Origin of the sequence: Gluconobacter albidus, from assembly GCF_002005485.1 — a bacterium.
In the GTDB taxonomy this organism is placed as follows: domain Bacteria; phylum Pseudomonadota; class Alphaproteobacteria; order Acetobacterales; family Acetobacteraceae; genus Gluconobacter; species Gluconobacter albidus.
The window spans coordinates 3,068,599-3,089,554 of the sequence record NZ_CP014689.1 but is presented as its reverse complement, the minus strand read 5'-3'; the positions used below and the strand labels follow the sequence as shown (position 1 = coordinate 3,089,554).

The window sequence follows — 20,956 nt, the reverse complement described above, 5'->3', positions numbered from 1 at the left end:
AGTTTCCGGCCCGAAAATTGCTCAGGCCGCGTCCCAGGCAGCACGGGCGGCATCCACGCCCGCACCACGATTCAGCGTCACGCCTTCGCCGGCCAGAACAGAATCGAGCGCGGCCAGCGTGAGAAGCACCTTGTCCTTGCGGGCGTTGAGACCCATTGCCCCGATGCGCCAGATTTTCCCGGTCAGCGGTCCAAAGGACGAGACGATTTCGATGCCGAAATCGTCTCGCATCAGTTCGCGGATGCGGGCATTGTCCACGCCGTCCGGCACCCAGACGCCGGTGACGTTGCTCATTCTGGTGGTGTCGTCACCATAGACCTTCAGCCCCATGGCCCGCAGCCCGGCAACCATGGCGCGTCCTGCCCTGACATGGCGCGCGACGCGCGCCTCCACGCCCTCTTCCACGACCAGACGCGCCGTCTCGCGGGCGGCGTAGAGCATGGAGGTCGCTTCGGTATGATGGTTCATCCGGGCCGGAGACCAGTAGTTCATCAGCATCGCCAGATCGAAATAATTCGACTGGATGACCGGCCCCTCACCCTGAGGCTGACCGGTGGCGATCCCCGCTTCGTCGTGACGGCGCCTGAGAATGGCGGCGACGGCACGATCCGACAGCGTGATCGGCGCGGAACCCGGAGGGCCATTCAGGCATTTCTGAAGCCCTGCCGTAGCGACGTCGATATTCCAGGCGTCGGTCTCGAACGTCATGCCGCCGAGGGTGGCAGTGGCATCTACATAAAACAGCACGTCATGCTTGCGGCAGATCCGGCCGATCTCTTCGAGCGGCTGGGCAGTGGTGGTGGACGTGTCACCATGCACGCAGGCGACCAGACCCGGCTTGTGTTCGATGATGGCGGCTTCGATGCGGGCCGGATCGACAACTTCCCCCCACTCCACATCCACCGTGCACGGAATGCCGCCACAGCGATGGACGATTTCCGTCAGCAGCAGGCCGAAGCGGCCAAAACGCGGAATGACGACCTTCATGCCCGGCGAAACCAGCGACACCAGAGCGGCTTCGATGGCCGACCGGGCCGAGCCGTTCACGAGCAGCGTCCAGTGGTTCTTCGTGCGGAAGACCTCGCGGTACAAGGCCATGACCTCATCCATATAGGCGGTCATTTCCGGGTCCATCTGCCCGATCACGTCATAGGACATGGCGCGCAGGATGCGCGGATGGACGTTGGTTGGCCCCGCCCCCATCAGCAGGCGGGACGGCGGGTCGAGCTGTGCGTAAGTTGAGGGCTGGCTCATGAGTGGAACTCCTTGACGAAGGCGAGCAGGGCGCGGTGGGCGAGCTCGACGTCTCCCACACGAACAGTTTCATCGGGGTGATGGCTGAGGCCGCCGGGGCTGCGAATGAACAGCATGCCCATCGGACACAGATCGACCATGGCCATGGCATCATGCCCCGCACCGCTGAGAACGCGCTGGGCCGGACGGCCGGTCACGGTCGTCACGGCCCGGGACAGGCCCTCCACAAGTTCGGGCGCGCAGGCAGCGGCAGGCAGGACCTGCGGCGTGTCGAACGTGATGCCGACACCACGGCTGGCGGCGATGGCATGCAGATCCGCGCGGATGGCCTTCACCATCGCATCCCGAGCCGCGTCGGTTTCAGCCCGCATGTCGAGCGAGAAGCGAACTTCGCCGGGGATGACGTTCGATGTATTGGGCACGACCTCAACCTGACCGACCGTAGCGACCTGCGTGGCCCCTCCGGACCGGCCATTACGTTCAACGGCGAGGATCATTTCGGCCACCGCCGTCAGGGCGTCCTGACGCATGGTCATGGGCGTCGTACCCGCATGGTCGGACTGGCCGGTGACGGTCACCCGGTGGCGGGTCTGGGCGGCAATGGCGGTGACGACGCCAATTTCTCCGTCCACGCTCTCGATCGCCGGGCCCTGTTCGATATGAGGCTCAATATAAGCGATCAGCTCATCCGGGCGGCGAACGGCTTCACTCAGGCGGGCGGGGTCGAGGCCATAACGGATCATGGCTTCGGCCATGGTCACGCCGGACGAATCCGTCATGCCTTCGGGAATGGAGCCGATCAGCCCGGCCATGGCGCGGGAGCAGATCATGGGGGCGGCAAAACGGGACCCCTCTTCATCCCCGAACCCCATGACTTCGATGGCGAATGGCAGGCGAATGCCCTCTTCTTTCAGGGCGGAAACAAGCTCGATCCCCAGCATGACGCCCAGATTGCCATCAAACGCGCCGCCATTGCGTACGGTATCGAGATGCGAGCCGATCATCAGGGCCGGAGCGTCGGGCACGAGCCCCTCGTAGCGTCCGACAAGGCTGCCGGCAGCATCCAGACGGGTACCCAGACCGGCCTCTTCCATCCATTCTGCGACCTGTGTGAGGGTGCGCTGATAGGCAGGGCCGAGCCAGAATCGGAACAGACTGCCCGGCGTCTCGCTGAAAGGACCATCCGCGAGAATACGGCACCGCTCTACGGCGCGGGCTCCGTGGGCTGTCATGGGGGCTCCTGTCCGGGGTGATGGGTCAAGCAGGGGAACTTTGCGCTCATAACGGAATCAGATCAAGTTGACCTGCCAATAAATATGGTCCCACATATTGGCATGAAAGATCAGATGCATCTCGATCCGTTCCATCTGCAATCCTTTCTCGCCGTCGCGGAGACGCTGCATTTCACGTCAGCCGCGCAGAGCCAGGGGGTGAGCCAGTCCACCATCAGCCAGCATGTCAGCCGGCTGGAGGAGCAGCTTGGCACGCGCCTGCTGGCCCGCAGCACCAAAAGCGTGCGTCTGACCGAAGACGGCATGGCGCTGATCGGTCTGGCCCGGCAGCTTCTGCAGTGCGAGGACAGCATCCTGTCCCGCTTCCGGCAGGAAGCGCCGCGCGGGACGATCCGGCTGGGTGTGACGGAAGACCTTCTCCTGACGCGCTTTCCCGAAATTCTCGGCACATTCCGCGCCTCCCACCCCTCCCTCCAGATCACGCTGACCGTGGGGCTGTCGGCTCATCTGGCGCATCTTCTGGAACAGGGGGAGCTGGATGTCTGGTGCGGAATGCGACGCACGACCGAAACGCGCGGCCAGAAACTCTGGACCGAAGACATGCGCTGGTATGCCCCCGCCGGTACCGAATTTCCGGCCGAACAGTCCATTCCGCTCGTCACATTTCCCGATGGCAGCGTAACGCGCAGACTGGCGATCGAGACGCTCAACAAGAGCGGAAGGGCGTGGCATCTGGCCTTTACCAGCGGCAGCCTCGGGGCGCTTCTGGCTGCCGTCCGGGCGGGATATGGCGTCACCCCCCAGCCCGCGTTTCTGCGGAATGTCGAACATCTGCCGCATTGCGCCCCGGGCCTTCTGCCGGACATGCCTCAGGTGGAATTCATCGCTTCCACCCGCCATCAGACCGCGCAGGGCCCCGAAGACCTGCTGATCCGGACGCTGTGCGCGCATGTCCCGCGCCTTCAGCCCGAACTCCTCCCAGTTTAAGGACGAAACCATGCTCACACCCAACGCTCTTGGCGGAATGGTGACGTCGCCCCACCATCTGGCCAGTCAGGCGGGGCTGGATGTCCTGCGCGAAGGCGGCACGGCCATCGAGGCCGTGGTCGCCACGGCATCCACGCTGGCCGTCGTGTATCCGCACATGACGGGGCTGGGCGGCGATGCGTTCTGGCTGATCTGCCATCCGGACGGCCGCACCGTGGCGATTGACGCCTGCGGAGCGCTGGCGATGGGTGCCGAACACGCGATCTATACCGAAGCCGGGCACACCGTCATTCCCTGGCGCGGCGGCCTTGCAGCCAATACGGTGGCGGGCACGGTTTCGGGCTGGGAAACCGCGCTGGAACTGAGCGCCGAACTGCGCGACCCCCTGCCGCTGGACCGTCTGCTCCGCGACGCCATCCATTACGCCGAACATGGCCGCGTGGTTTCCGAAAGCGAAGGCGCCCTGCTCGCGCAGAAACAGCACGAACTGATGTCGGACCCGACACTGGCGCGGATCTGCTTCCCTGAAGGCAAACCCTGGACGGCAGGAAGCATCCGCAAATCGCCGGAACTGGCCCAGACGCTGCGGATGCTCAACCGGGACGGCTTGCGGAGCTTCTATAACGGCCCGCTCGCCCGCAGTCTGGCGGCGGATCTGGCGGCGGCGGGCAGCCCGGTCCGGTCGCTGGATCTTCTTGCCCATCGGGCGGAGGTCAAGGAACCGCTTCAGGCCCAGACGAGTGACGGCACCCTCTACAACACCGCGCCTCCCACACAGGGCGTGGCGTCGCTTCTGATCCTCGCCCTGTCGGATCATCTGAGCCGCGACGACGGACCGGAGAGCTTTTCGCACATCCACGGACTGGTCGAGGCGACCAAACAGGCATTTCTCTATCGCAACCATTACACGGATGGCAGCGAACATTCCGAGGCGCTGGCGCGGAGCCTGCTCGCCGATCCGGCACGGCTGGAGGCGATGACCGCCCGGATTTCCATGACCCATGCCATGCCCTGGACGGAACAGACGCAGTGGGGCGACACGACCTGGATGGGCGCGATCGACCGCAATGGCGTGGCCGTCAGCATGATCCAGAGCCTGTATTTCGAGTTCGGCTCCGGCGTGATGCTGCCGCAGAGCGGATTGTTCTGGCAGAATCGCGGCTCGTCTTTCCGTCTGGCCCATTCGGGCTGGAACATCCTGCGACCCGGCGCCAAGCCGTTTCATACGCTCAATCCGGCCGCGGCCCGGCTCCGCGACGGACGCACGATGGTTTACGGCACCATGGGCGGCGAAGGGCAGCCCCAGACACAGGCGGCGGTCTTCAGCCGTCACGTCCGCCACGGCGTTCCGCTTCAGGAGGCCATCCGCCGACCCCGCTGGCTGCTCGGACGAACATGGGGGGAAGAGAGCCTGTCGCTCAAGGTGGAGCCCGGCTTCAGCCCGGATGTGATGTCGCAGCTTGAAACGGCCGGGCACGTCGTCGAGACGCTTGAAGAACAGTCCATCATCATGGGTCACGCCGGTGCGCTCGTCCGTCATGAGAACGGACGGCTCGAAGGTGCGACCGACCCCCGGAGCGACGGAGCTGTTGCAGCATGGTAAAGTATTTTGCGGAAAGCCTGTTCGCACAGGTCGTGCTGGCGACGGTTCTGGGCCTTGGCGCCGGGCTGTTCTGCCCTTTCCTTGCGGATGACGTGGGCTGGATGACAGCGCTGTTCATGCGCCTCATCATCATGGCGGTCGGACCGCTGCTGTTCTGTATCGTCACGCTCGGCATTCTGGGCGCGGGCTCCCTGAAGACGGTAGGGCGTCTTGGCGGATGCGCGATGCTCTATTTCGAACTCATGACCACCGTGGCGCTTGTCGTGGCGGTCGTGGTGGCGATGGGGCTGGGAATCGGACAGGGCGTGGGCTTCGTTCCCACCGCGAGCGACGCCCGGATGATCGCGTCCTATGGCGGCCATGCCCAGAACCTACGCGCGGAAGGCTTCAGCGGCTTCCTGCTCTCGCTCGTCCCGCACACCCCGGCCGAAGCCTTTGCGCAGGGCAATGTTCTTCAGATCCTTGTTTTCGCGATTCTTGTCGGATGCTGCCTGAGCGGCATGGGAGACCGGGGCCTGCCGCTGGTCCGGCTGATCGAAAGCGTGTCCGACCTGTTTTCACGCATGATGGGCCTTATCATCCGCGTGGCTCCGCTGGGCGTCTTCGGAGCAATGGTAACGACCACGGCACGATATGGCCTCGGAACAATCGGCCATCTGGCCGGATTTACGATCCTGTATTTCCTGCTGGTCAGCGCATTTGTCGTCTGCGCGCTCGGGGGAGCCCTTCGGATCGCAGGTGTAAACCCGCTGCGATTTGCACGATATTTCCGTGAAGAACTGCTGATTGTCGCCACGACCACAGCGTCCGATTCGGTTCTGCCCAGCCTCATGACCAAGCTCGAAAAGCTGGGCGTCGAACGTCAGGTCGTCGGAATTGTGGTGCCTGCGGGCTATTCGCTCAATCTGGATGCGCTGTCGATCTATCTGGGCCTGTCCGTCATTTTTCTGGCCAATGCCACCGGGACGCATCTGACGGTCTGGCAGATCGCAACCCTGCTGGTGACGGCACTGATCACGTCCAAGGGCGCCCACGGAATTCCGGGCTTTGCGATCGTTGTTCTGGCGGCGACGCTGGCCAGCGTTCCCTCCATTCCACCCGGCAGTCTGGTCATGCTGCTGGCCGTGGACTGGTTTGTGGGGATCGCCCGGGCTGTAGGCAATTTCGCCGGTAACTGCGTGGCGCCGGTCCTGATCGCCGCGTGGGAAAAACGCCTCGACCATGCCGCCATGGCCGAGGCGCTGAAACAGCCCTGAGTCAGACCAGACGCGCTTCGGCCAGCCCGTCCGTTTCCAGCTTTTCCGCCAACGCAAAAAGCTGGTCCTCGCGCCCCGGACGCGCGATGAGCTGCGCGCCGAGCGGCAGGCCCGGAACCGCCATCGGAACCGTCAGAACCGGGAAACCAGCCAGCGTCAGCGGCTGCGTATACAGTCCCAGATTGGCGCGGGCGGAGACCATCCTGCCACCGATCTCGATTTCGGGCTGATCGAAGCGCGGCGCTTCCCCGACAAGCGCCGGAGCCAGCAGGATGTCGGTCTTTGCAAACGCCTCATGCATCCGGTCCCGGAACCAGTGCCGCAGGCGATGGGCCTGAAAAACGAGCGTGGAGGGCAGAAGCGCACCGGCCAGAAGGCGGTCGCGCACGGCGGGATCGTATTCCGCAGCCCGCGTCCGCAGCCGCCCGAGATGCTGCCCTGCCCCTTCGGACGCACTGATGACAAAAGCTGCTGCCCGCGCCCGCGCCACCTCCGGCAGTTCGACCACATCCGTCGCCCCCAGCGCCATCGAGAGCCTGTCGATGGCCGTCTGCATCGGAGGAGACATGTTTTCACCGAACCAGCCGCCAAGCCGGGCAATCCGCAGGCTGTCCGCTTCCACAGCCGGAAGCGCCTTTGCGCTGAGGGCCTCAAAACAGGCTTTCAGCCCGCCTGCACTGTCCGCAAAGGGGCCGACCGTATCGAGACTCGGCACGAACGGGTAACTGCCTTCGGTCGACAGGAGCCCCTGCGTCGCCCGAAGGCCCCAGATACCGCAAAGCGAGGACGGAACGCGGATTGAGCCATTCGTATCGGACCCCAGCCCGATGGAAAACAGCCGCGCCGCCACACCCGCCGCCGAACCACCCGAGGAGCCTCCCGCCAGGCGGTCCAGCGCATGCGGATTGCGGGTATTGCCGTAATGCGCATTGATCGTGGCGAACCCGTAGGCGAATTCGTCCATGTTCGTCAGGGCAACGGGGATGGCCCCGGCCGCGATCATATGCGCGACCAGAACCGCATCCTGCGTGGCGGGCGGATCATTGGCGAGGACCCTGGACCCCGCTGTCGTGATCTCTCCACGGACATCGAACAGATCCTTGATACCGAAAGGCACACCCGCAAGCGGTCCGGGGTCCTGCCCCTGAAGCACCAGACGGTCCACCCGTTCGGCGGCCTCCAGCGCACGCTGCATCAGAAGGCGCGTGACGCAGCCATAGGCTCCGTCCCGGCTTTCGATATCGGCCAGAACCTTCAGCGCGAGTTCACGGGCGGAAATCTCGCCCTTGCGAACGCTCGCGGCGAGCGCGACGCTGCGCTGCTGAAGGCCGCTCATGGCTCGTACCGGAATGCGGGCTCGAGGCGATCAGGCAGTTCCAGCCCTTCGATCAGCGCACCATAACTGCGCAGAAGATCCAGATTGCTGCGCACGCCTGCATGGAACTCGACCGGAATGACCAGCCCGTTCGCAGTGGCGAGCACCGTGATTTCAGTGTCATGGGGATCTGTCATCATACGAACTCCGGTTTTGCGAAGAAAATGATAATTGCCGATTATGCCGCAGGGCTTCACGCCGTAATGCGATAACGCCAGTCGTTGAGAACCGTGACCAGCGTCTCGCTCCAGGCAATCCGCGTGGACCAGCCCAGTGCCTCATGCGCCGCTGCCGGATTGCCCTGCATGGAGGCAAGGCCGGACGGCGACGCCAGGGCCGGATCCACCCTAAGCGTGGCCGAAACACCCGCAACGTCCAGAAGATCCTCCGCTATCGAACGGACGGTCCGCGTCACACCGGAGCAGATATTCAGAACGGTGCCATTGGGCAGCGGACGGAGCGGAACGAGCGCACTGATACAGGCGTCGCAGGCATCACGCACATCGGTGATGTCAAACCCGGCATCCGGTTGGCCAACGGTAATGACCGGCGCCTGTTGGCCGGCCTCGATCCGCGCAACCTGTGCCGCAAGAAACGGCAGAATCGCCTCTTCATCCTGCCCCGTTCCGGCCTGTGTGAAAGAGCGCAGACGCACGCCGTGCAACCCTTCCTGACTCAGATTGCCAATCGCCAGGTCCGCCGCTGCCTTGCTGGACGCATAGGCATTGACCGGCGCGATAACGGCCGTTTCATCAAGCGGCTGTCCTGACGAAAAACTCGCGCCGTAGATCTCGGCGGTTGAGACGAACACAAAACTGGCCTGCGGGGCATAAGTCTCGAAAGTCTCGGCCAGAACGAGCGTCCCGTCCAGATTGACGGTCCAGGCGTCATCCGTTCCAGCCTCGGCGCGCGCAACCGAAGAGACGGCCGCCAGATGCAGACAGGCATCGGGTTTTTCGCTGCGGACAAAACGTTCGACCGCAGCCCGGTCCCGGATATCCATGGGATCTTCCAGCAGCACATGCCCAGGCAGACGGTCCTGAAGCCGGGCTTTGAGGTGTTGCCCGACAAATCCCTGCCCACCCGTCAGCAGAATCCGCAACCCCATGTCAGGAGCCATGAGCGAACGAACGACCCACAACAGAAAAGACAGCAACAGTCGGCATGGGGTATTCTCCCGGCAGAATGGCCCAGACTGGCCGAATGTCATCCCAGACCGGACTCTTTTCGGCCACATCCGCGAACAGGGCAAGGCCGCATCGGAAGCAGGACCCGTCTGGCGGACGATCAGCGTCCATCAAGCCTTTTCAAGGTACGGCAAGCCGGGCGTCTTAACAGGTTTTTTACCGTTATCGTGTTTGCTGGGGATCATACGGAACTGACGGATCTCAACTTTCCCATGCGGCATCCTCTTCGACATTCTGTGCGCACTCTGGGGCTTCTGGGCCTTTTATCGGTCCTGTCAGCCTGCAATTCGCTCGCTCAGATGTCCGAAATCGGGCGCCCCCCCCGCATGACATCCATCACCAATCCGACGCTGGCTGCCTCGTATCGGCCGGTCAGCATGCCGATGCCCGCTCTTCAGCCCCCTCCCGACGAGGCAGCCAGCCTGTGGCGATCCGGCAGCAAGGCCTTCTTCAAGGATCAGCGCGCCTCCCAGGTCGGGGATCTGGTCACGATCATCGTGGACATTACCGACAATGCAGCCTTCAACAACGGAACAACGGCCGACAGGGCCGCTGACGAAAAGTTCGGCATTCCCAACCTGTTCGGCATCAAGGGAAAGATTATCAGTTCGATCACCGGTGCGGACAGCCTGAATACGGCCAGCAGCAGCGATTCCAGTGCAACTGGCAAGATCACCCGCAACGAAACTGTTACCCTGCGTCTGGCCGGGACCATCACCCAGGTCCTGCCCAACGGCAATTTTGTCGTGATGGGAAAACAGGAAGTCCGGGTCAACAGCGAACTGCGGGAACTGGGTGTGAGCGGCATTGTCCGCCCGCAGGACATTACCGCCGACAACACCGTCACGCATGACCGGATGGCCGAAGCACGGATCTCCTACGGTGGACGGGGAACCCTCACGCAGCTTCAGACACCACGCTACGGACAGCAGTTCATGGACACGGTCCTACCGTTTTGAACAAAAAAAAGCCGGGGAAGAACCCCGGCTTTTTCTGTGGTCGAAAAGAACGCCTTACTTGGCAGGCCGCGACAGCAGCAGCGACCAGAGTTCAGCCACATCACGGGCCGGTCCGTTTCCGGAAACGGACTCAAAGGTCTTGATGGCTTCGGCCTTCTGGCCGCCGTCCATCTGCGCCATTCCGTATTCGACCTGAGCCAGATCGGGATAACGCGGATTCTTTGCCAGACCGGTCTTCATCAGGGCCAGACCCGCATCAACCTGTCCGTTCAGAACCTGATTGTAGCCAGCGGTCAGAGCCGGTCCTGCATTCGGTGCAGAGGCGGCCTGCGTCACGGCAGCAGCAAGCTGGCTCCGGCTGGTCGCAGCCTGCTGCGCAACGAACGCGTGGAATTTCGCATCAGCGGCTGCAGTCGGACCGTTGCCGAGCGAGTGATTCGCATAGCCCTGATTCAGCAGGTTCAGCGCAAGCTGGGGCAGACCCATCTGCACCGCACGCTCCGCCATGTCCTGATAATCAGACGGATCTTTCAGCACACCGGTCACCAGACGCAGACGCTCGACATAGAAGATAAGCGGCGGCGAAAGGTTCGGATTCGCGACCAGATCATGGATCAGCATCGACCAGTAATCAGGCTTCGAATAATACTTGGCCAGCAGAACGTAAGCATGCGTCTTGGCATCCGCATCCTTCAGGTTCGTGTAGGCCGTCGCCAGCATCTGAAGCTGGTTTTCGGCCGGCACCTTGCCAGCCTTGATCGTGGCATCAACCTGTTCCTGCGCGGCCTTGGCCGTGCCTTTCCAGTCCTGCTGCAGATAGTAGCACTGGATCAGCATGGTCTGCATGCGCGGGTCGGCGCCGTATTCCTTCAGATAACGCTCGGTCGCCGGAATGGCGCGGGCGTACTGCTTGGCGCTGTAGGCCATGGTGGCCTGTGCCATCAGCATCTGACCCTTCGCAGCCTTCGGCGTACGCGAGCTATTGATCAGAACGTCATAGGCCTTGATCGCGGCGTCCGTGTTCCCGGACTGTGCAGCGATCGCGGCGCGCATCTGGGCCGTGGTGTAGGCTTCGTAATCGGTCTTGCCCTTGACCGCGTCCGCGGCGTCGACGGCTTCCATGGCCTTGGCATAGTTCTTGGATGCCAGAGCACTCTGGGCCTGCTGCAGATCCTTGCCAACGGCCTGACCGAGGACATCATCGGCGTGGGCGGAGCCGGCAAGTGCGGCAATACCAAAGACACCGGCCAGCAGAAGATTACGGGCGCTCAGACGGCGGTAAAGGGACAAAGACACGAATTACTGTCCTTCCATGAACTGATCCAGACCGACAATTCCCAGCTTGGTCATGCCGAGACGCTGTGCATCCGCCATAACATGCGCCACGGTCTTGTAGTCCGCAAGACGATCCGGGTGGATATGCATTTCAGGCTGGTCCGGCAGTGCTGCTGCGGCCTGAAAATGAGCCTGGAGAGAAGCCTCTGACGTAATCGGCTCGTTGTTCCAGGAAATGCTGTTGTCGTAGCCGATGCTGACGGTCACGAGTTTGGGTTGTTCGGTCGATGGGGGAGGATTGCCCTGAGGCAGATCGATCGCCACCGAGTGTGTCTGAAGCGGAATGGTGATGATCAGCATGATCAGCAGCACCAGCATCACGTCGATCAACGGCGTGGTGTTGATATCGACAATGCCTTCGTCTTCGTGCGTGCTGTCAGATCCGACGCTCATGCCCATGACGGCGGTTCTCCAAAAAGGTGACGTGAAAGCTTTGTCGGGCCGTCCTGTCCGGAACGGCCCGACACGACCTCAGTTCGAGTGAGGCTGCTCGGTAATGAAGTCCACGTGGGCGATGCCAGCTTCCTGGCAGGTCGCGACCACCTGGCCGACTGCCAGATACTTGGCAGCCTGATCACCGCGGATCTGGATCTGCGGCTGGGGCTTCTGCTTTGCCACCTCAACGAGACGGTTCAGCAGGTCAGTGTGGTTCGCAACCGGCGTCGTGTCCCAGAACACCTGGCCGTTTGAATTTACTGCCAGAACGATGTTGCCCTTCCTGGTCTGGGTAGGCGTATTCGCATCGACCGGCAGCTTGACCTTCACCGAGTGTGTGGCGACCGGGATGGTGATCAAAAAGATGATCAGCAGCACCAGCATGACGTCGACGAGGGGGGTGGTGTTGATTGCCGACACCACCTCGTCGTCACCGCCGCCTCCTCCGACGTTCATTCCCATAGGATCAGATCCGCTCGCTGGTGGTGATGGTGGTCGGAACAGCCATGCTGCCCTGTTCCGGGCTGACGCCGTGACGGAAGCCGCCGATCAGGACGGACTGGATGTCGGCCGCGAAGTTGCGGACGCGATCCATGGCACCCTTGTTGCGGCGAACGAGCAGGTTGTAACCCAGCACGGCCGGAACAGCGGTGGCAAGACCGATGGCCGTCATGATGAGGGATTCACCAACCGGGCCTGCAACCTTGTCGATGGACGCCTGACCAGAGATGCCGATGGCCGTCAGAGCGTGATAGATACCCCAGACCGTACCGAACAGACCGACGAACGGCGACGTGGAACCCACCGTACCGAGGAAGGCGAGACCGCCCTGCATACGGGTGTTGATGGTGTCGACCGAGCGCGAGATGGACATTTCGGTCCAGGACGGCAGGTCGATCGAGTCACGCATGGAGCCTTCGTGATGCTCGGCGGCAACGATGCCCGTCTCAGCGATGTAGCGGAACGGAGAAGACGCCTTCAGGGATGCAGCACCCTGCTGAACGGACGGCTTGGTCCAGAACTCGCGGGCAGCTTCCTTGGAAGCGGCGAACAGACGGCCCTGCTCCAGGAATTTCATGACCATGATGATCCAGGTGCCAGCGGACATGATCACCATGATGATCAGAACGCCACGGGCAATCGCGTCACCATTGGCCCACAGAGCGCCGAGGCCATACGGGTTGCCCTGCGGAGCAGGAGCTTCCGGCGTCGCGGTTGCGCTCTCGCCCGGCGTTGCAGCCGCTGCGGGGGACTGGTCGGCCGGAGCCGTTGCCGGAGCGGTGCTGTCGGTCGGAGCGGTGGCGGGAGCAGCAGGAGCGCCCGCATCGTTCGGAGCGGCGGCAGCCGGGGCGCCGGCCGGATCGGCGGACGTCGTCGGGGTTGCCGGATTGGCGGAGGGGTCAACCGGAGCCGCTGCGGGAGCGCTCTGGTCGGCAGGAGCCGGCTGGGCGAAAGCGACGGCCGGTGCAACTGCACCGGAAGCCAGGGCCAGCGTCAGAGCCAGTGCGCTGGCCCGGACGGCACGCGCCTTCGTCGGAACGGCAAGGGCAGGAAGGCGGAACAGTCTGGTCATGAACTCCATATCCTCGTTATCGATGCCCGTTTCCGGAGCTTTTAGTGGGGTGTCGGCCATATGGAGACCGGCCCTTTTCTGAGCCCTGTCAGGTTCTGAAGATCCTGACAGGGCAATTCTGTTTGATGGCAGTCGAAAGATCAGTCGTCGCCCATCGTGAAGTCGATGTGCAGGACGTGGTGATGTTCAATTACCGGAACGCCATTGACAACGGCGGGCTGGTAACGGGCCCGACGAAGGAAGTCGAGCGCACTTTCCACGAACTCATGACCACCGCTTGAACTGGTGATGGTGCAGTTCGCCGTCTTGCCTGTCGGAAGAATGTCACACGATGCGGTCACGTGACCTTCGCGGTTTTCTTCCATGGCCTCGTCCGGATAGACAGCCTGTGCACCGTTGATCGGCCGCGCGCCTGCCTGATGATCTGGCACTGCGTCAGCTGGCGGGCCCTGCGGCGGAGCCGGAACGGGCTCTGGCGACGGGGTCGGGCTGGGCGGCACCGGATGCGGCGGCTTGGCGTGGGTCACGCGCTGGATCGCCTTGGGCGGCGGCGGCACGGAGATCTTCGGCGGCGGAATAAACGGCGGCGGCGGCTGCTCCATCTGCGGCGGCGGCGGCGGCGGCGGTGGTGGCGGTGGCTTGGGCTGTTCCTTGATTACTTCCGTCTTGATAGGCGGCTTTTCCTGGACCAGCTTGCTCACAGCACCACTCATGAGCGCATAGATCACAGCGCCCATAGCCAGCACGGCCACGACGATCGCGACAATGTAGTCTGTCGGCTTGCGCTGCTGTGCGGCGTAGCTCTTCATGTCGAAACCTTCTTACCCCTCACTGACACCGGCATTGGTCCACATCTGCCGGGTGCGGTGCCCCGATTTCTGTGTTGCCATCAGGCTTTCCCGATGCGGCCACATGAAATGCCTCATATGCCGTGGGAACATACCCGATATGCTGATTGGGCAGTCTAACCCCCATGCTGTCAAGCCGGTGATTGCCTTTATCGAAACGATTTTTTCATATTGCCGACATATTCTGCGGCTAAAGCTGTATCGAAACAAATAAAAATATCTTCTGAAACCACTGAAACGCAACTTCAATCCGCTGCGTTATGACAGATTCAAGAAAAAAGGCGCCGGAACAGTGGACTGTTCCGGCGCCTTGGCGAATCCGTCTCAAGGGCGGCAGGGCCTAAACAGGGCTTACTGGGCCGAAGCGCTGGCTTCCGAGCGGGTCGCTCCGACGCTTTGCGCCAGCGAGGCCGACATGAAGTCGTCCAGGGCACCATCGAGCACCGCGCCCGGATTTCCCTTCTCCACACCCGTCCGCAGGTCCTTGACGAGTTGATAGGGCGCCAGAACATAGGACCGGATCTGATGTCCCCAGCCGATATCGGTCTTGGAGGCTTCCGTCTGGGCGGCGGCGGCTTCGCGTTTCTGCAACTCCGCCTCGTACATCCGGGCCCGCAGCATTTCCATCGCCTTGGCGCGGTTGCGGTGCTGCGAACGGTCGGTCTGACAGGCCACCACGATCCCGGTCGGGATATGGGTGATCCGGATGGCCGAATCCGTCTTGTTGACGTGCTGTCCACCCGCGCCCGAGGCCCGGAACGTATCGACACGCAGGTCCGAATCGTTGATGTCGATCTCGATCGAATCATCCACGACCGGATAGACCCACACAGACGCGAACGAGGTCTGGCGGCGGGCCGCCGCATCGAATGGTGAGATCCGGACCAGACGGTGCACGCCGGCCTCGGTCTTGAGCCAGCCATAGGCGTTCGCACCACTCACCTGGATCGTGGCGGACTTGATGCCAGCCTGCTCGCCTTCACTGCCTTCGATGAACGTGACCTTGTAGCCATGCTGCTCGGCCCAGCGCGTATACATGCGCAGGAGCATCTCGGCCCAGTCCTGGGCTTCCGTACCACCGGCGCCCGCATTTACCTCGACGTAACAGTCATTGCTGTCCGCCTCGCCCGAGAGCAGACTTTCGATTTCGCGCTTGCGGACGTCCTCGGCGATGGTCCGCAGGGTCTGCACGGCATCCTGAACGAGGCTGTCATCCCCTTCCATCTCCGCAAGTTCGACCAGTTCGAGCGTGCCTTCGACCTCGGCTTCGATCTGCTGGACGCCTTCGATCTGGTTGGCGAGCGTCGTGCGCTCGCGCATCAGCTTCTGGGCAGCTTCCGCATCGTTCCAAAGGTCGGGGTCTTCAACGCGGTGGTTCAGTTCCGCGAGGCGTGTTGTTGCGACATCCCAGTCAAAGATGCCTCCTCAGCAGTGCCACCGACTGCTTGATCTGGACGGAAAGGGCCTCGGTTTCGGCCGACATAGTGTCCTCCACTCATAAGGGGGGTCTGTTCTGGTGGCCTTAGTATAGGCCGCCCACGCCAATGTCACCATCGGATGGAGCAGGTTTCTGGGCCTGTCCTGGTGCTGCGGACGACCCGGTTCCAGGTGTGCCGCTTCCGGGCTGGTCCGGCATCTGGGCCATGCCGCTTTCGGAATCCGAAATCACGCTATCCGCGCCCGTATCGGCGGCGGTCAGAGCCTCGGTTCCCGCGCCGAAGCCATGCAGCTCAACAGACGCCCCCGGAACCTGATCAGTCTTGAAGCCATCGACGGCCGAAATGCGTCCCGTGTCGTAGCTGGCCAGCGTAATACCGTCCGGCACACGGAAGTCGAGCTTCGGACGGCTGGCCAGAGCGACCTTCATGATCTTGTTCCAGATCGGCCCGGCAATACGGCCACCATCAGAATTGCGACCCAGCGTCTGGGGTGTGTCGAAACCAACCCAGACCACCGTGACGATATCGGGGGAAAACCCGGCAAACCAGGCATCATGGAAGTCCTGACTGGTGCCGGTCTTGCCCGCGACGGGACGGTCGATGCCAACGCCCGCCATACGGCCGGTGCCCCGGGCGATCACGTCCTGCATCATTTTCACGATCTGGAACGTGCTCTGCTCGCTGGCAAGCGTCGGGCGCGTATCGGTCAGGGAGGGCACGGATACGCTGCCGGGTACTGGCGTGGCCAGGGCGACAGTAGGCGGAGCGGAAGTAGGCGCGGCGGGTGGTGTCGTCCCGGCCGCCGGGGTACCGTCCGCAGGAACAGGCTGCTCGCTGGGCGGAGCCTGCATGGCGGTGCCGAGCTTCAGGCCGCCAGCCTGCCACAACACGCTCCCGGCACGGTCCTGAATGTCGTCCACGAGGGTGGGCGTGACGATGTGGCCGCCATTGGCGATCGTGGCGTAGGCCGCAGCCTCGCGCATGACGGTGGTTTCGACGGCGCCCAGCGCTGCGGGCAGAACATGCGGCATTTCCGCCACGAGCCCGGCGCGGATGGCCGTATCGGCGACCGCCTTCATGCCGAGATGGGCGGCGACACGGATCGTGACGAGGTTGCGGCTTTCGCGCAGCGCGTCATGCAGCGTCGTCGGGCCCCAGTTGTCATGCTCGTAGTTCTGCGGATGCCAGTCGCCATAGGAAATGGGCGAATCGTCGAAACGCTCGGACGGGGAAATCCCCTGTTCCATCGCGGCAAGATAGACGAACGGCTTGAACGACGACCCCGGCTGACGCAGCGCCTGCGTGGCCCGGTTGAACTGGCTTTCATGGAACGACCAGCCGCCGACCATCGCCAGAACGCGGCCCGTATGCACATCCAGCGTCACGGCCGCACCTTCGACCTGCGGGATCTGGCGTAGGGCCGCCGAACCGCCTTCCTGCGGTTCGATCATGATGACATCCCCGGCACGCAGCGAATGCGCCCGGCGCGCCCAGCTGATGTCGGTCCCAAGAAGTGCGCCTTTGCGGGGGCTGCCTTCCTCGATCCAGCCGACATGCGTGCCACCCGGAAGCACAACCGCCAGACGCCACTCGCGCAGCATCCCGCCGGGCGGCGTGACATGATCGAGCGCGCTCTCCCAGCCGTCATCCTGAATGTCCGACAGGTTGCGCAACGGCCCCCGCCAGCCACTATGGGCGCGGTCGTAATTCATCAGCCCTTCATGCAGCAGGCGCGTCTCGGTGGTCTGAAGGTTCTGGTCGAGACTGGTGTGGACCTCCAGACCGCCCTGCGCCGCACGGTCCTGACCATACTGGGCGATGAGCTGACGGCGGACTTCCTCGCCGAACCATTCGGAATCCGGCAGAGGACCAAAACGCTGCTTCTGCTGCGGGACCAGCGGCTCCTGCTTTTCCTGATCGGCCTGCTCACGGGTCAGAACGCCTGCTTCAACCATCAGGTCCAGCACAAGGTTGCGGCGACCCATTGCGGCCTGCGGATGCAGGAACGGATTGTAGTTCGTGGGCGATTTGGGAAGTGCTGCCAGAGAGGCGGCTTCGGCATCGTCGAGCTGGTCGAGCGGCTTGTTGAAATAGCTCTGCGCAGCCGCGGCGACACCATAGGCACCGTTCCCGAGATAAATGCCGTTCAGATAGATTTCGAGGATCTTGTCCTTGGACAGCACCTGCTCCATTTTCATGGCGAGCAGGGCTTCCTTGATCTTGCGGTCGAGGCTTACGACGTTGCTGTTGAGCAGCATGACCTTCGCCACCTGCTGGGTGATGGTCGAAGCGCCCAGCGGGCGGCGACCATGACGCGCGAAAATGTCCGTCAAGCCCGCACGGCCGATCGCCATGAAATCCACGCCGCCATGCGTATAGAAATTATGGTCTTCCGTGGCGATGAAGGCATTCTTCACGCGCTCGGGGATGGCGTTGATCGGCACGAAGATCCGGCGTTCGTTCGCCAGCTCGGCCATCAGACGGTCATCGGCAGCATAGATGCGGCTGACGGTGGGCGGCTGATAGGCGCGCAGGCTGTCCACGCTGGGCAGATCCGCCACCAGCTTGGCATAGGTCGTCCAGCCCAGAACGCCCGCCCCGGCCACGCCTACAAGCCCCACACCGGCGATGATCGCCAGGGACTGCCGGTAGCGGCGGAAACGGGGAGGGCGTGGTGGCGTGGCGCCCGGACCTTGAGGGTTACCAGAACCCTGGTGGCTACGGGAGCGGAAAGAGCGTCGCGTCATGCCCCCTGCATAGCATTATTCCGCCCCTTTCGTCGCCCCGTCTAAAAAGGTCATTTCATGAAAGAGGCGTAACCCCGGGACCATCATCCCGAAACGTTCAGACGCCCTCAGCCCAGAAGACGCCCCACCATCCGCGCGGTATAGTCCACAACAGGCACGATCCGCCCGTAATTCAGACGGGTCGGGCCGATCACGCCAATCGCCCCCACGATTTTCTGGGCTTCGTTGCGGGCAGGCGCCACGATCATAGACACGCCCGACATCCCGAACATCCCGCTTTCACGCCCGATATAGATCCGCACCCCTTCGGACGCATCCGCCAGTTGCAGCAGTTGAAGCATGGTCTCTTGCGTCTCCAGATGGTCGAACAGCATGCGGATCGTCGTCAGGCGCTCGATTTCCGTGATGTCGGCCAGCAGCTTCCCCTGCCCTTTCACGAACAGCGTCCCTCCATCGGCGTCCCACGTCGCAAGACCGCTTTCGATCACACTGGCCGTCAGGGCATCGAGTTCATGGCGGCTGGCATCCATTTCGCTCCGGACCCGCTCGCGCAGCGTGCCGAGCGTCAGGTCACCAAGACGGGCGTTCAGGTAGTTCCCGGCCTCGACAAGAGCGGAAGGCGGCACGCCGGGCGGGGTCTCGATGATGCGGTTCTCCACCTGCCCGTCCGAACCCACCAGAATGACCAGAACCCGCCCCGGACCAAGTGCTACGAACTCTATATGCTTGAGCGCGGCATCCGATTTCGGCGCGAGCACCAGTCCGGCAGCGGAAGACAGGCCCGACAGAAGGGACGACGCTTCAGACAGGATATCCTGATAGGACCGCCCGTGAATATCGAGCCGGCTGTCGATGCTGGCGCGGTCTTCTTCCGTCAGGGTGCCGAACTGGAGCAGGCCATCCACAAACAGGCGCACGCCCTTTTCGGTCGGCAGACGCCCGGCTGAAACATGCGGGCTGAACAGCAGCCCGGCCCGCGCCAGATCCGCCATGACATTGCGGATCGTGGCCGAAGACAACGCCGGTTGCAGGCGCTGGGCCAGCGTCTGGCTGCCGATGGGCTCACCCGTTTCGACATATTCCTCAACGATTTCACGCAAAATCGCGGCTTCACGATCTCCCAGACCGTGCGGCATCGGGATGGAAGGGCGGAACAGGGGAGGCTGTGGTCGCATCATGGTAAACCCACTGTCGGGGCTGGATGGGTCTGCGTCAAACGCGCTAGAGGCGGGACATATTCTTCCACGGGATCTTTTTTGACATGACTGACACCGCACGCAAGCGTCCATCCGGGCGGGCGCCGGACGAAAACCGCATTGTTTCAATCGAAACAGGCTTTGCCCGCCATGCCGAAGGCTCCGCGCTCATCCGCGTGGGCGGCACGGAAGTCCTGTGCACGGCCACGGTCGAGGAGCGTGTTCCGGCGTTCCTGCGCAACAGGGGGCAGGGCTGGATCACGGCCGAATACGGAATGCTCCCCCGGGCGACGCATAATCGCGGCCAGCGCGAAGCGGCCAAAGGCAAGCAGTCCGGCCGCACGCAGGAAATCCAGCGGCTGATCGCACGCTCGCTCCGGGCCTGTGTGGATCTGAAAAAACTGGGAGAGCGGACCATCACGCTCGACTGCGACGTCCTGAACGCGGATGGCGGCACGCGCTGCGCCTCCATCACGGGCGCCTGGGTGGCGCTGGCGATCGCGCTGAATACAATCAAGCGCTCACAGGCTCTCACGGCTCAGGTCGCGGCAGTCTCGTGCGGGCTGACAGAAGCCGGAGCCGTGCTGGATCTGGACTATATTGAAGACAGCAGCGCGCAGGCCGATACGAATTTCGTTCTGACGGCGGATGGTGGCATCATCGAAATTCAGGGAACCGCCGAGGACAAGCCGTTTCAGGAGAGCGAATTTTTCGAACTCCTCCGACTGGCAAAGCTCGGCACGACCCGACTGTTCGACGCCCAGAATCACGTACTGGAGACTGCATGATGCGGACATTGTCCCGCGGTTCGAAAATCGTTCTGGCCAGCCATAATGCCGGCAAGCTGCGCGAATTTTCCACCCTGCTGGCCGAGAGCGGGATCACCGTCATCTCGGCAGCCGAACTGAACCTCCCGGAACCCGAAGAGACGGAAGAGACCTTCACCGGCAACGCCGCCATCAAGGCCCTGGCCGCGGCCAGGGCCTCCGGACTGCCCGCGCTGGCCGATGATTCCGGCTTCTGCGTCGCGGCGCTGGACAACCGTCCGGGCGTCTATTCCGCGCGCTGGGGCGGCCCGACCAAAGACATGCAGATCGCAATGGACCGCGTACATCGGGAGATGGGCGACAGTGCCGATCACCGGGCCTTTTTCGTCGCGGCCCTGTGTCTGGCCTGGCCGGATGGCGAAACGCGGACCGTGCAGGGTGAATGTCACGGTACGGTCGTCTGGCCTCCACGGGGCGCCCATGGACACGGTTATGATCCGATGTTCGTACCGGAAGGCGGAAACCGGACCTTTGCGGAAATGACGGAGGCGGAGAAAAATGCCATCAGTCATCGCGGCAGGGCACTGGAGCAATTCCTGAAGAATTTCATCGCCTGATGACTGGAAAAAACCCAGTCTTTTCAAAAGAAAATTCCGGGTTTTCATTCTCCTCAAAGAGAGTTATTTGAAAAAAGAAACATAGAATTATTCATTACATGGAAATAAAAAATTACCCCAATTTTTTTGATCCATGTTACCCTGAA

Annotated in this window: 19 protein-coding genes; 6 read left to right on the top strand and 13 right to left on the bottom strand. The window is 62.7% G+C overall.

The window, feature by feature from the left end:
* Positions 1–21: 21 nt before the first annotated feature.
* Both A0U94_RS14185 and A0U94_RS14180 read right to left on the bottom strand, forming a co-directional pair.
* A complete protein-coding gene (locus A0U94_RS14185; protein ID WP_077803739.1) occupies positions 22–1,254 on the bottom strand; it encodes a pyridoxal-phosphate-dependent aminotransferase family protein in 1,233 nt (410 codons plus the stop codon).
* Positions 1,251–2,486, bottom strand: coding sequence for an allantoate amidohydrolase (locus A0U94_RS14180; protein ID WP_077803738.1), 1,236 nt, complete (start codon positions 2,484–2,486; stop codon positions 1,251–1,253). The genes A0U94_RS14185 and A0U94_RS14180 overlap by 4 nt, the downstream gene beginning before the upstream one ends.
* Before the next feature lie 114 nt (positions 2,487–2,600).
* Here A0U94_RS14180 and A0U94_RS14175 point away from each other — a divergent pair, with 114 nt between their 5' ends.
* Genes A0U94_RS14175 through A0U94_RS14165 form a run of 3 tightly spaced genes read left to right on the top strand, consistent with a single transcriptional unit; the run spans position 2,601 to position 6,332 of the window.
* A complete protein-coding gene (locus tag A0U94_RS14175) occupies positions 2,601–3,473 on the top strand; it encodes a LysR family transcriptional regulator (protein ID WP_244178028.1) in 873 nt (290 codons plus the stop codon).
* Positions 3,474–3,510: 37 nt separating this feature from the next.
* Positions 3,511–5,076 (top strand): gamma-glutamyltransferase family protein, encoded by a 1,566-nt coding sequence (locus tag A0U94_RS14170; RefSeq protein ID WP_077804018.1) that lies wholly within the window; start codon positions 3,511–3,513, stop codon positions 5,074–5,076.
* A complete protein-coding gene (locus A0U94_RS14165) occupies positions 5,070–6,332 on the top strand; it encodes a cation:dicarboxylate symporter family transporter (RefSeq protein WP_077803737.1) in 1,263 nt (420 codons plus the stop codon). Before A0U94_RS14170 ends, A0U94_RS14165 begins: the two co-directional genes overlap by 7 nt.
* Position 6,333: 1 nt before the next feature.
* On the opposite strand, the gene A0U94_RS14160 is transcribed toward A0U94_RS14165, so the two are convergent.
* The 3 genes from A0U94_RS14160 to A0U94_RS14150 are packed head-to-tail and all read right to left on the bottom strand — an operon-like array spanning position 6,334 to position 8,863.
* Complete coding sequence (locus A0U94_RS14160) at positions 6,334–7,668, bottom strand: AtzE family amidohydrolase (protein WP_077803736.1); 1,335 nt, start codon at positions 7,666–7,668, stop codon at positions 6,334–6,336.
* On the bottom strand, positions 7,665–7,847 hold the full coding sequence (locus A0U94_RS14155; RefSeq protein ID WP_244178027.1) for a DUF4089 domain-containing protein: 183 nt from the start codon (positions 7,845–7,847) through the stop codon (positions 7,665–7,667). Before A0U94_RS14155 ends, A0U94_RS14160 begins: the two co-directional genes overlap by 4 nt.
* Positions 7,848–7,900: 53 nt before the next feature.
* A complete protein-coding gene (locus A0U94_RS14150; RefSeq protein WP_244178026.1) occupies positions 7,901–8,863 on the bottom strand; it encodes an NAD-dependent epimerase/dehydratase family protein in 963 nt (320 codons plus the stop codon).
* A 243-nt stretch (positions 8,864–9,106) separates the two neighbouring features.
* Between A0U94_RS14150 and flgH the strand changes: the two genes are divergently transcribed.
* Positions 9,107–9,853 carry a flagellar basal body L-ring protein FlgH gene (gene flgH, locus A0U94_RS14140; RefSeq protein ID WP_077804015.1) on the top strand — a complete coding sequence of 249 codons (747 nt, stop codon included), beginning with the start codon at positions 9,107–9,109 and terminating at the stop codon, positions 9,851–9,853.
* A 54-nt stretch (positions 9,854–9,907) separates the two neighbouring features.
* On the opposite strand, the gene A0U94_RS14135 is transcribed toward flgH, so the two are convergent.
* The 8 genes from A0U94_RS14135 to hrcA form a co-directional block, all read right to left on the bottom strand.
* Positions 9,908–11,149, bottom strand: coding sequence for a tetratricopeptide repeat protein (locus A0U94_RS14135; protein ID WP_077803734.1), 1,242 nt, complete (start codon positions 11,147–11,149; stop codon positions 9,908–9,910).
* A gap of 3 nt (positions 11,150–11,152) precedes the next feature.
* Positions 11,153–11,587, bottom strand: a complete 435-nt coding sequence (locus A0U94_RS14130; protein WP_062028219.1) for an ExbD/TolR family protein — start codon at positions 11,585–11,587, stop codon at positions 11,153–11,155.
* Positions 11,588–11,659: 72 nt separating this feature from the next.
* Positions 11,660–12,085: an ExbD/TolR family protein gene (locus A0U94_RS14125; RefSeq protein WP_062028222.1), complete on the bottom strand. Its 426-nt coding sequence runs from the start codon at positions 12,083–12,085 to the stop codon at positions 11,660–11,662.
* Positions 12,086–12,089: 4 nt separating this feature from the next.
* Positions 12,090–13,196 (bottom strand): MotA/TolQ/ExbB proton channel family protein, encoded by a 1,107-nt coding sequence (locus A0U94_RS14120; protein ID WP_077804014.1) that lies wholly within the window; start codon positions 13,194–13,196, stop codon positions 12,090–12,092.
* Between the two features lie 140 nt (positions 13,197–13,336).
* The gene (locus tag A0U94_RS14115; RefSeq protein ID WP_062028224.1) at positions 13,337–14,005 is read right to left on the bottom strand and encodes an energy transducer TonB; all 669 of its coding nucleotides are present in this window, start codon (positions 14,003–14,005) and stop codon (positions 13,337–13,339) included.
* 390 nt (positions 14,006–14,395) lie between these two features.
* Positions 14,396–15,527 (bottom strand): peptide chain release factor 2 gene (prfB, locus tag A0U94_RS14110; RefSeq protein ID WP_099253242.1). Its coding sequence is split into 2 segments (ribosomal slippage): positions 14,396–15,457 and positions 15,459–15,527, totalling 1,131 coding nucleotides; the frame shifts between segments, so codons are not numbered across the junction.
* Positions 15,528–15,566: 39 nt separating this feature from the next.
* Positions 15,567–18,230, bottom strand: coding sequence for a penicillin-binding protein 1A (locus A0U94_RS14105; RefSeq protein WP_077803732.1), 2,664 nt, complete (start codon positions 18,228–18,230; stop codon positions 15,567–15,569).
* Positions 18,231–18,337: 107 nt separating this feature from the next.
* The gene (gene hrcA / locus A0U94_RS14100) at positions 18,338–19,408 is read right to left on the bottom strand and encodes a heat-inducible transcriptional repressor HrcA (protein WP_077803731.1); all 1,071 of its coding nucleotides are present in this window, start codon (positions 19,406–19,408) and stop codon (positions 18,338–18,340) included.
* Positions 19,409–19,491: 83 nt separating this feature from the next.
* On the opposite strand from hrcA, the gene rph reads away from it, so the two are divergent.
* Together rph and rdgB are read left to right on the top strand one after the other, a co-directional pair.
* Positions 19,492–20,214: a ribonuclease PH gene (gene rph / locus A0U94_RS14095; RefSeq protein ID WP_077803730.1), complete on the top strand. Its 723-nt coding sequence runs from the start codon at positions 19,492–19,494 to the stop codon at positions 20,212–20,214.
* Positions 20,214–20,810, top strand: a complete 597-nt coding sequence (gene rdgB / locus A0U94_RS14090) for an RdgB/HAM1 family non-canonical purine NTP pyrophosphatase (RefSeq protein WP_062108460.1) — start codon at positions 20,214–20,216, stop codon at positions 20,808–20,810. Before rph ends, rdgB begins: the two co-directional genes overlap by 1 nt.
* The last annotated feature ends 146 nt before the right edge of the window (positions 20,811–20,956 follow it).

What these genes read in the sequence shown, in the direction of transcription:
- A0U94_RS14185 (WP_077803739.1), bottom strand. Translation starts at nt 1,254, where the DNA reads ATGAGCCAGCCCTCAACTTACGCACAGCTCGACCCGCCGTCCCGCCTG.
- A0U94_RS14180 (WP_077803738.1), bottom strand. Translation starts at nt 2,486, where the DNA reads ATGACAGCCCACGGAGCCCGCGCCGTAGAGCGGTGCCGTATTCTCGCG.
- A0U94_RS14175 (WP_244178028.1), top strand. Translation starts at nt 2,601, where the DNA reads ATGCATCTCGATCCGTTCCATCTGCAATCCTTTCTCGCCGTCGCGGAG.
- A0U94_RS14170 (WP_077804018.1), top strand. Translation starts at nt 3,511, where the DNA reads ATGGTGACGTCGCCCCACCATCTGGCCAGTCAGGCGGGGCTGGATGTC.
- A0U94_RS14165 (WP_077803737.1), top strand. Translation starts at nt 5,070, where the DNA reads ATGGTAAAGTATTTTGCGGAAAGCCTGTTCGCACAGGTCGTGCTGGCG.
- A0U94_RS14160 (WP_077803736.1), bottom strand. Translation starts at nt 7,668, where the DNA reads ATGAGCGGCCTTCAGCAGCGCAGCGTCGCGCTCGCCGCGAGCGTTCGC.
- A0U94_RS14155 (WP_244178027.1), bottom strand. Translation starts at nt 7,847, where the DNA reads ATGATGACAGATCCCCATGACACTGAAATCACGGTGCTCGCCACTGCG.
- flgH (WP_077804015.1), top strand. Translation starts at nt 9,107, where the DNA reads ATGCGGCATCCTCTTCGACATTCTGTGCGCACTCTGGGGCTTCTGGGC.
- A0U94_RS14130 (WP_062028219.1), bottom strand. Translation starts at nt 11,587, where the DNA reads ATGGGCATGAGCGTCGGATCTGACAGCACGCACGAAGACGAAGGCATT.
- A0U94_RS14125 (WP_062028222.1), bottom strand. Translation starts at nt 12,085, where the DNA reads ATGGGAATGAACGTCGGAGGAGGCGGCGGTGACGACGAGGTGGTGTCG.
- A0U94_RS14120 (WP_077804014.1), bottom strand. Translation starts at nt 13,196, where the DNA reads ATGACCAGACTGTTCCGCCTTCCTGCCCTTGCCGTTCCGACGAAGGCG.
- A0U94_RS14115 (WP_062028224.1), bottom strand. Translation starts at nt 14,005, where the DNA reads ATGAAGAGCTACGCCGCACAGCAGCGCAAGCCGACAGACTACATTGTC.
- A0U94_RS14105 (WP_077803732.1), bottom strand. Translation starts at nt 18,230, where the DNA reads ATGACGCGACGCTCTTTCCGCTCCCGTAGCCACCAGGGTTCTGGTAAC.
- hrcA (WP_077803731.1), bottom strand. Translation starts at nt 19,408, where the DNA reads ATGATGCGACCACAGCCTCCCCTGTTCCGCCCTTCCATCCCGATGCCG.
- rph (WP_077803730.1), top strand. Translation starts at nt 19,492, where the DNA reads ATGACTGACACCGCACGCAAGCGTCCATCCGGGCGGGCGCCGGACGAA.
- rdgB (WP_062108460.1), top strand. Translation starts at nt 20,214, where the DNA reads ATGCGGACATTGTCCCGCGGTTCGAAAATCGTTCTGGCCAGCCATAAT.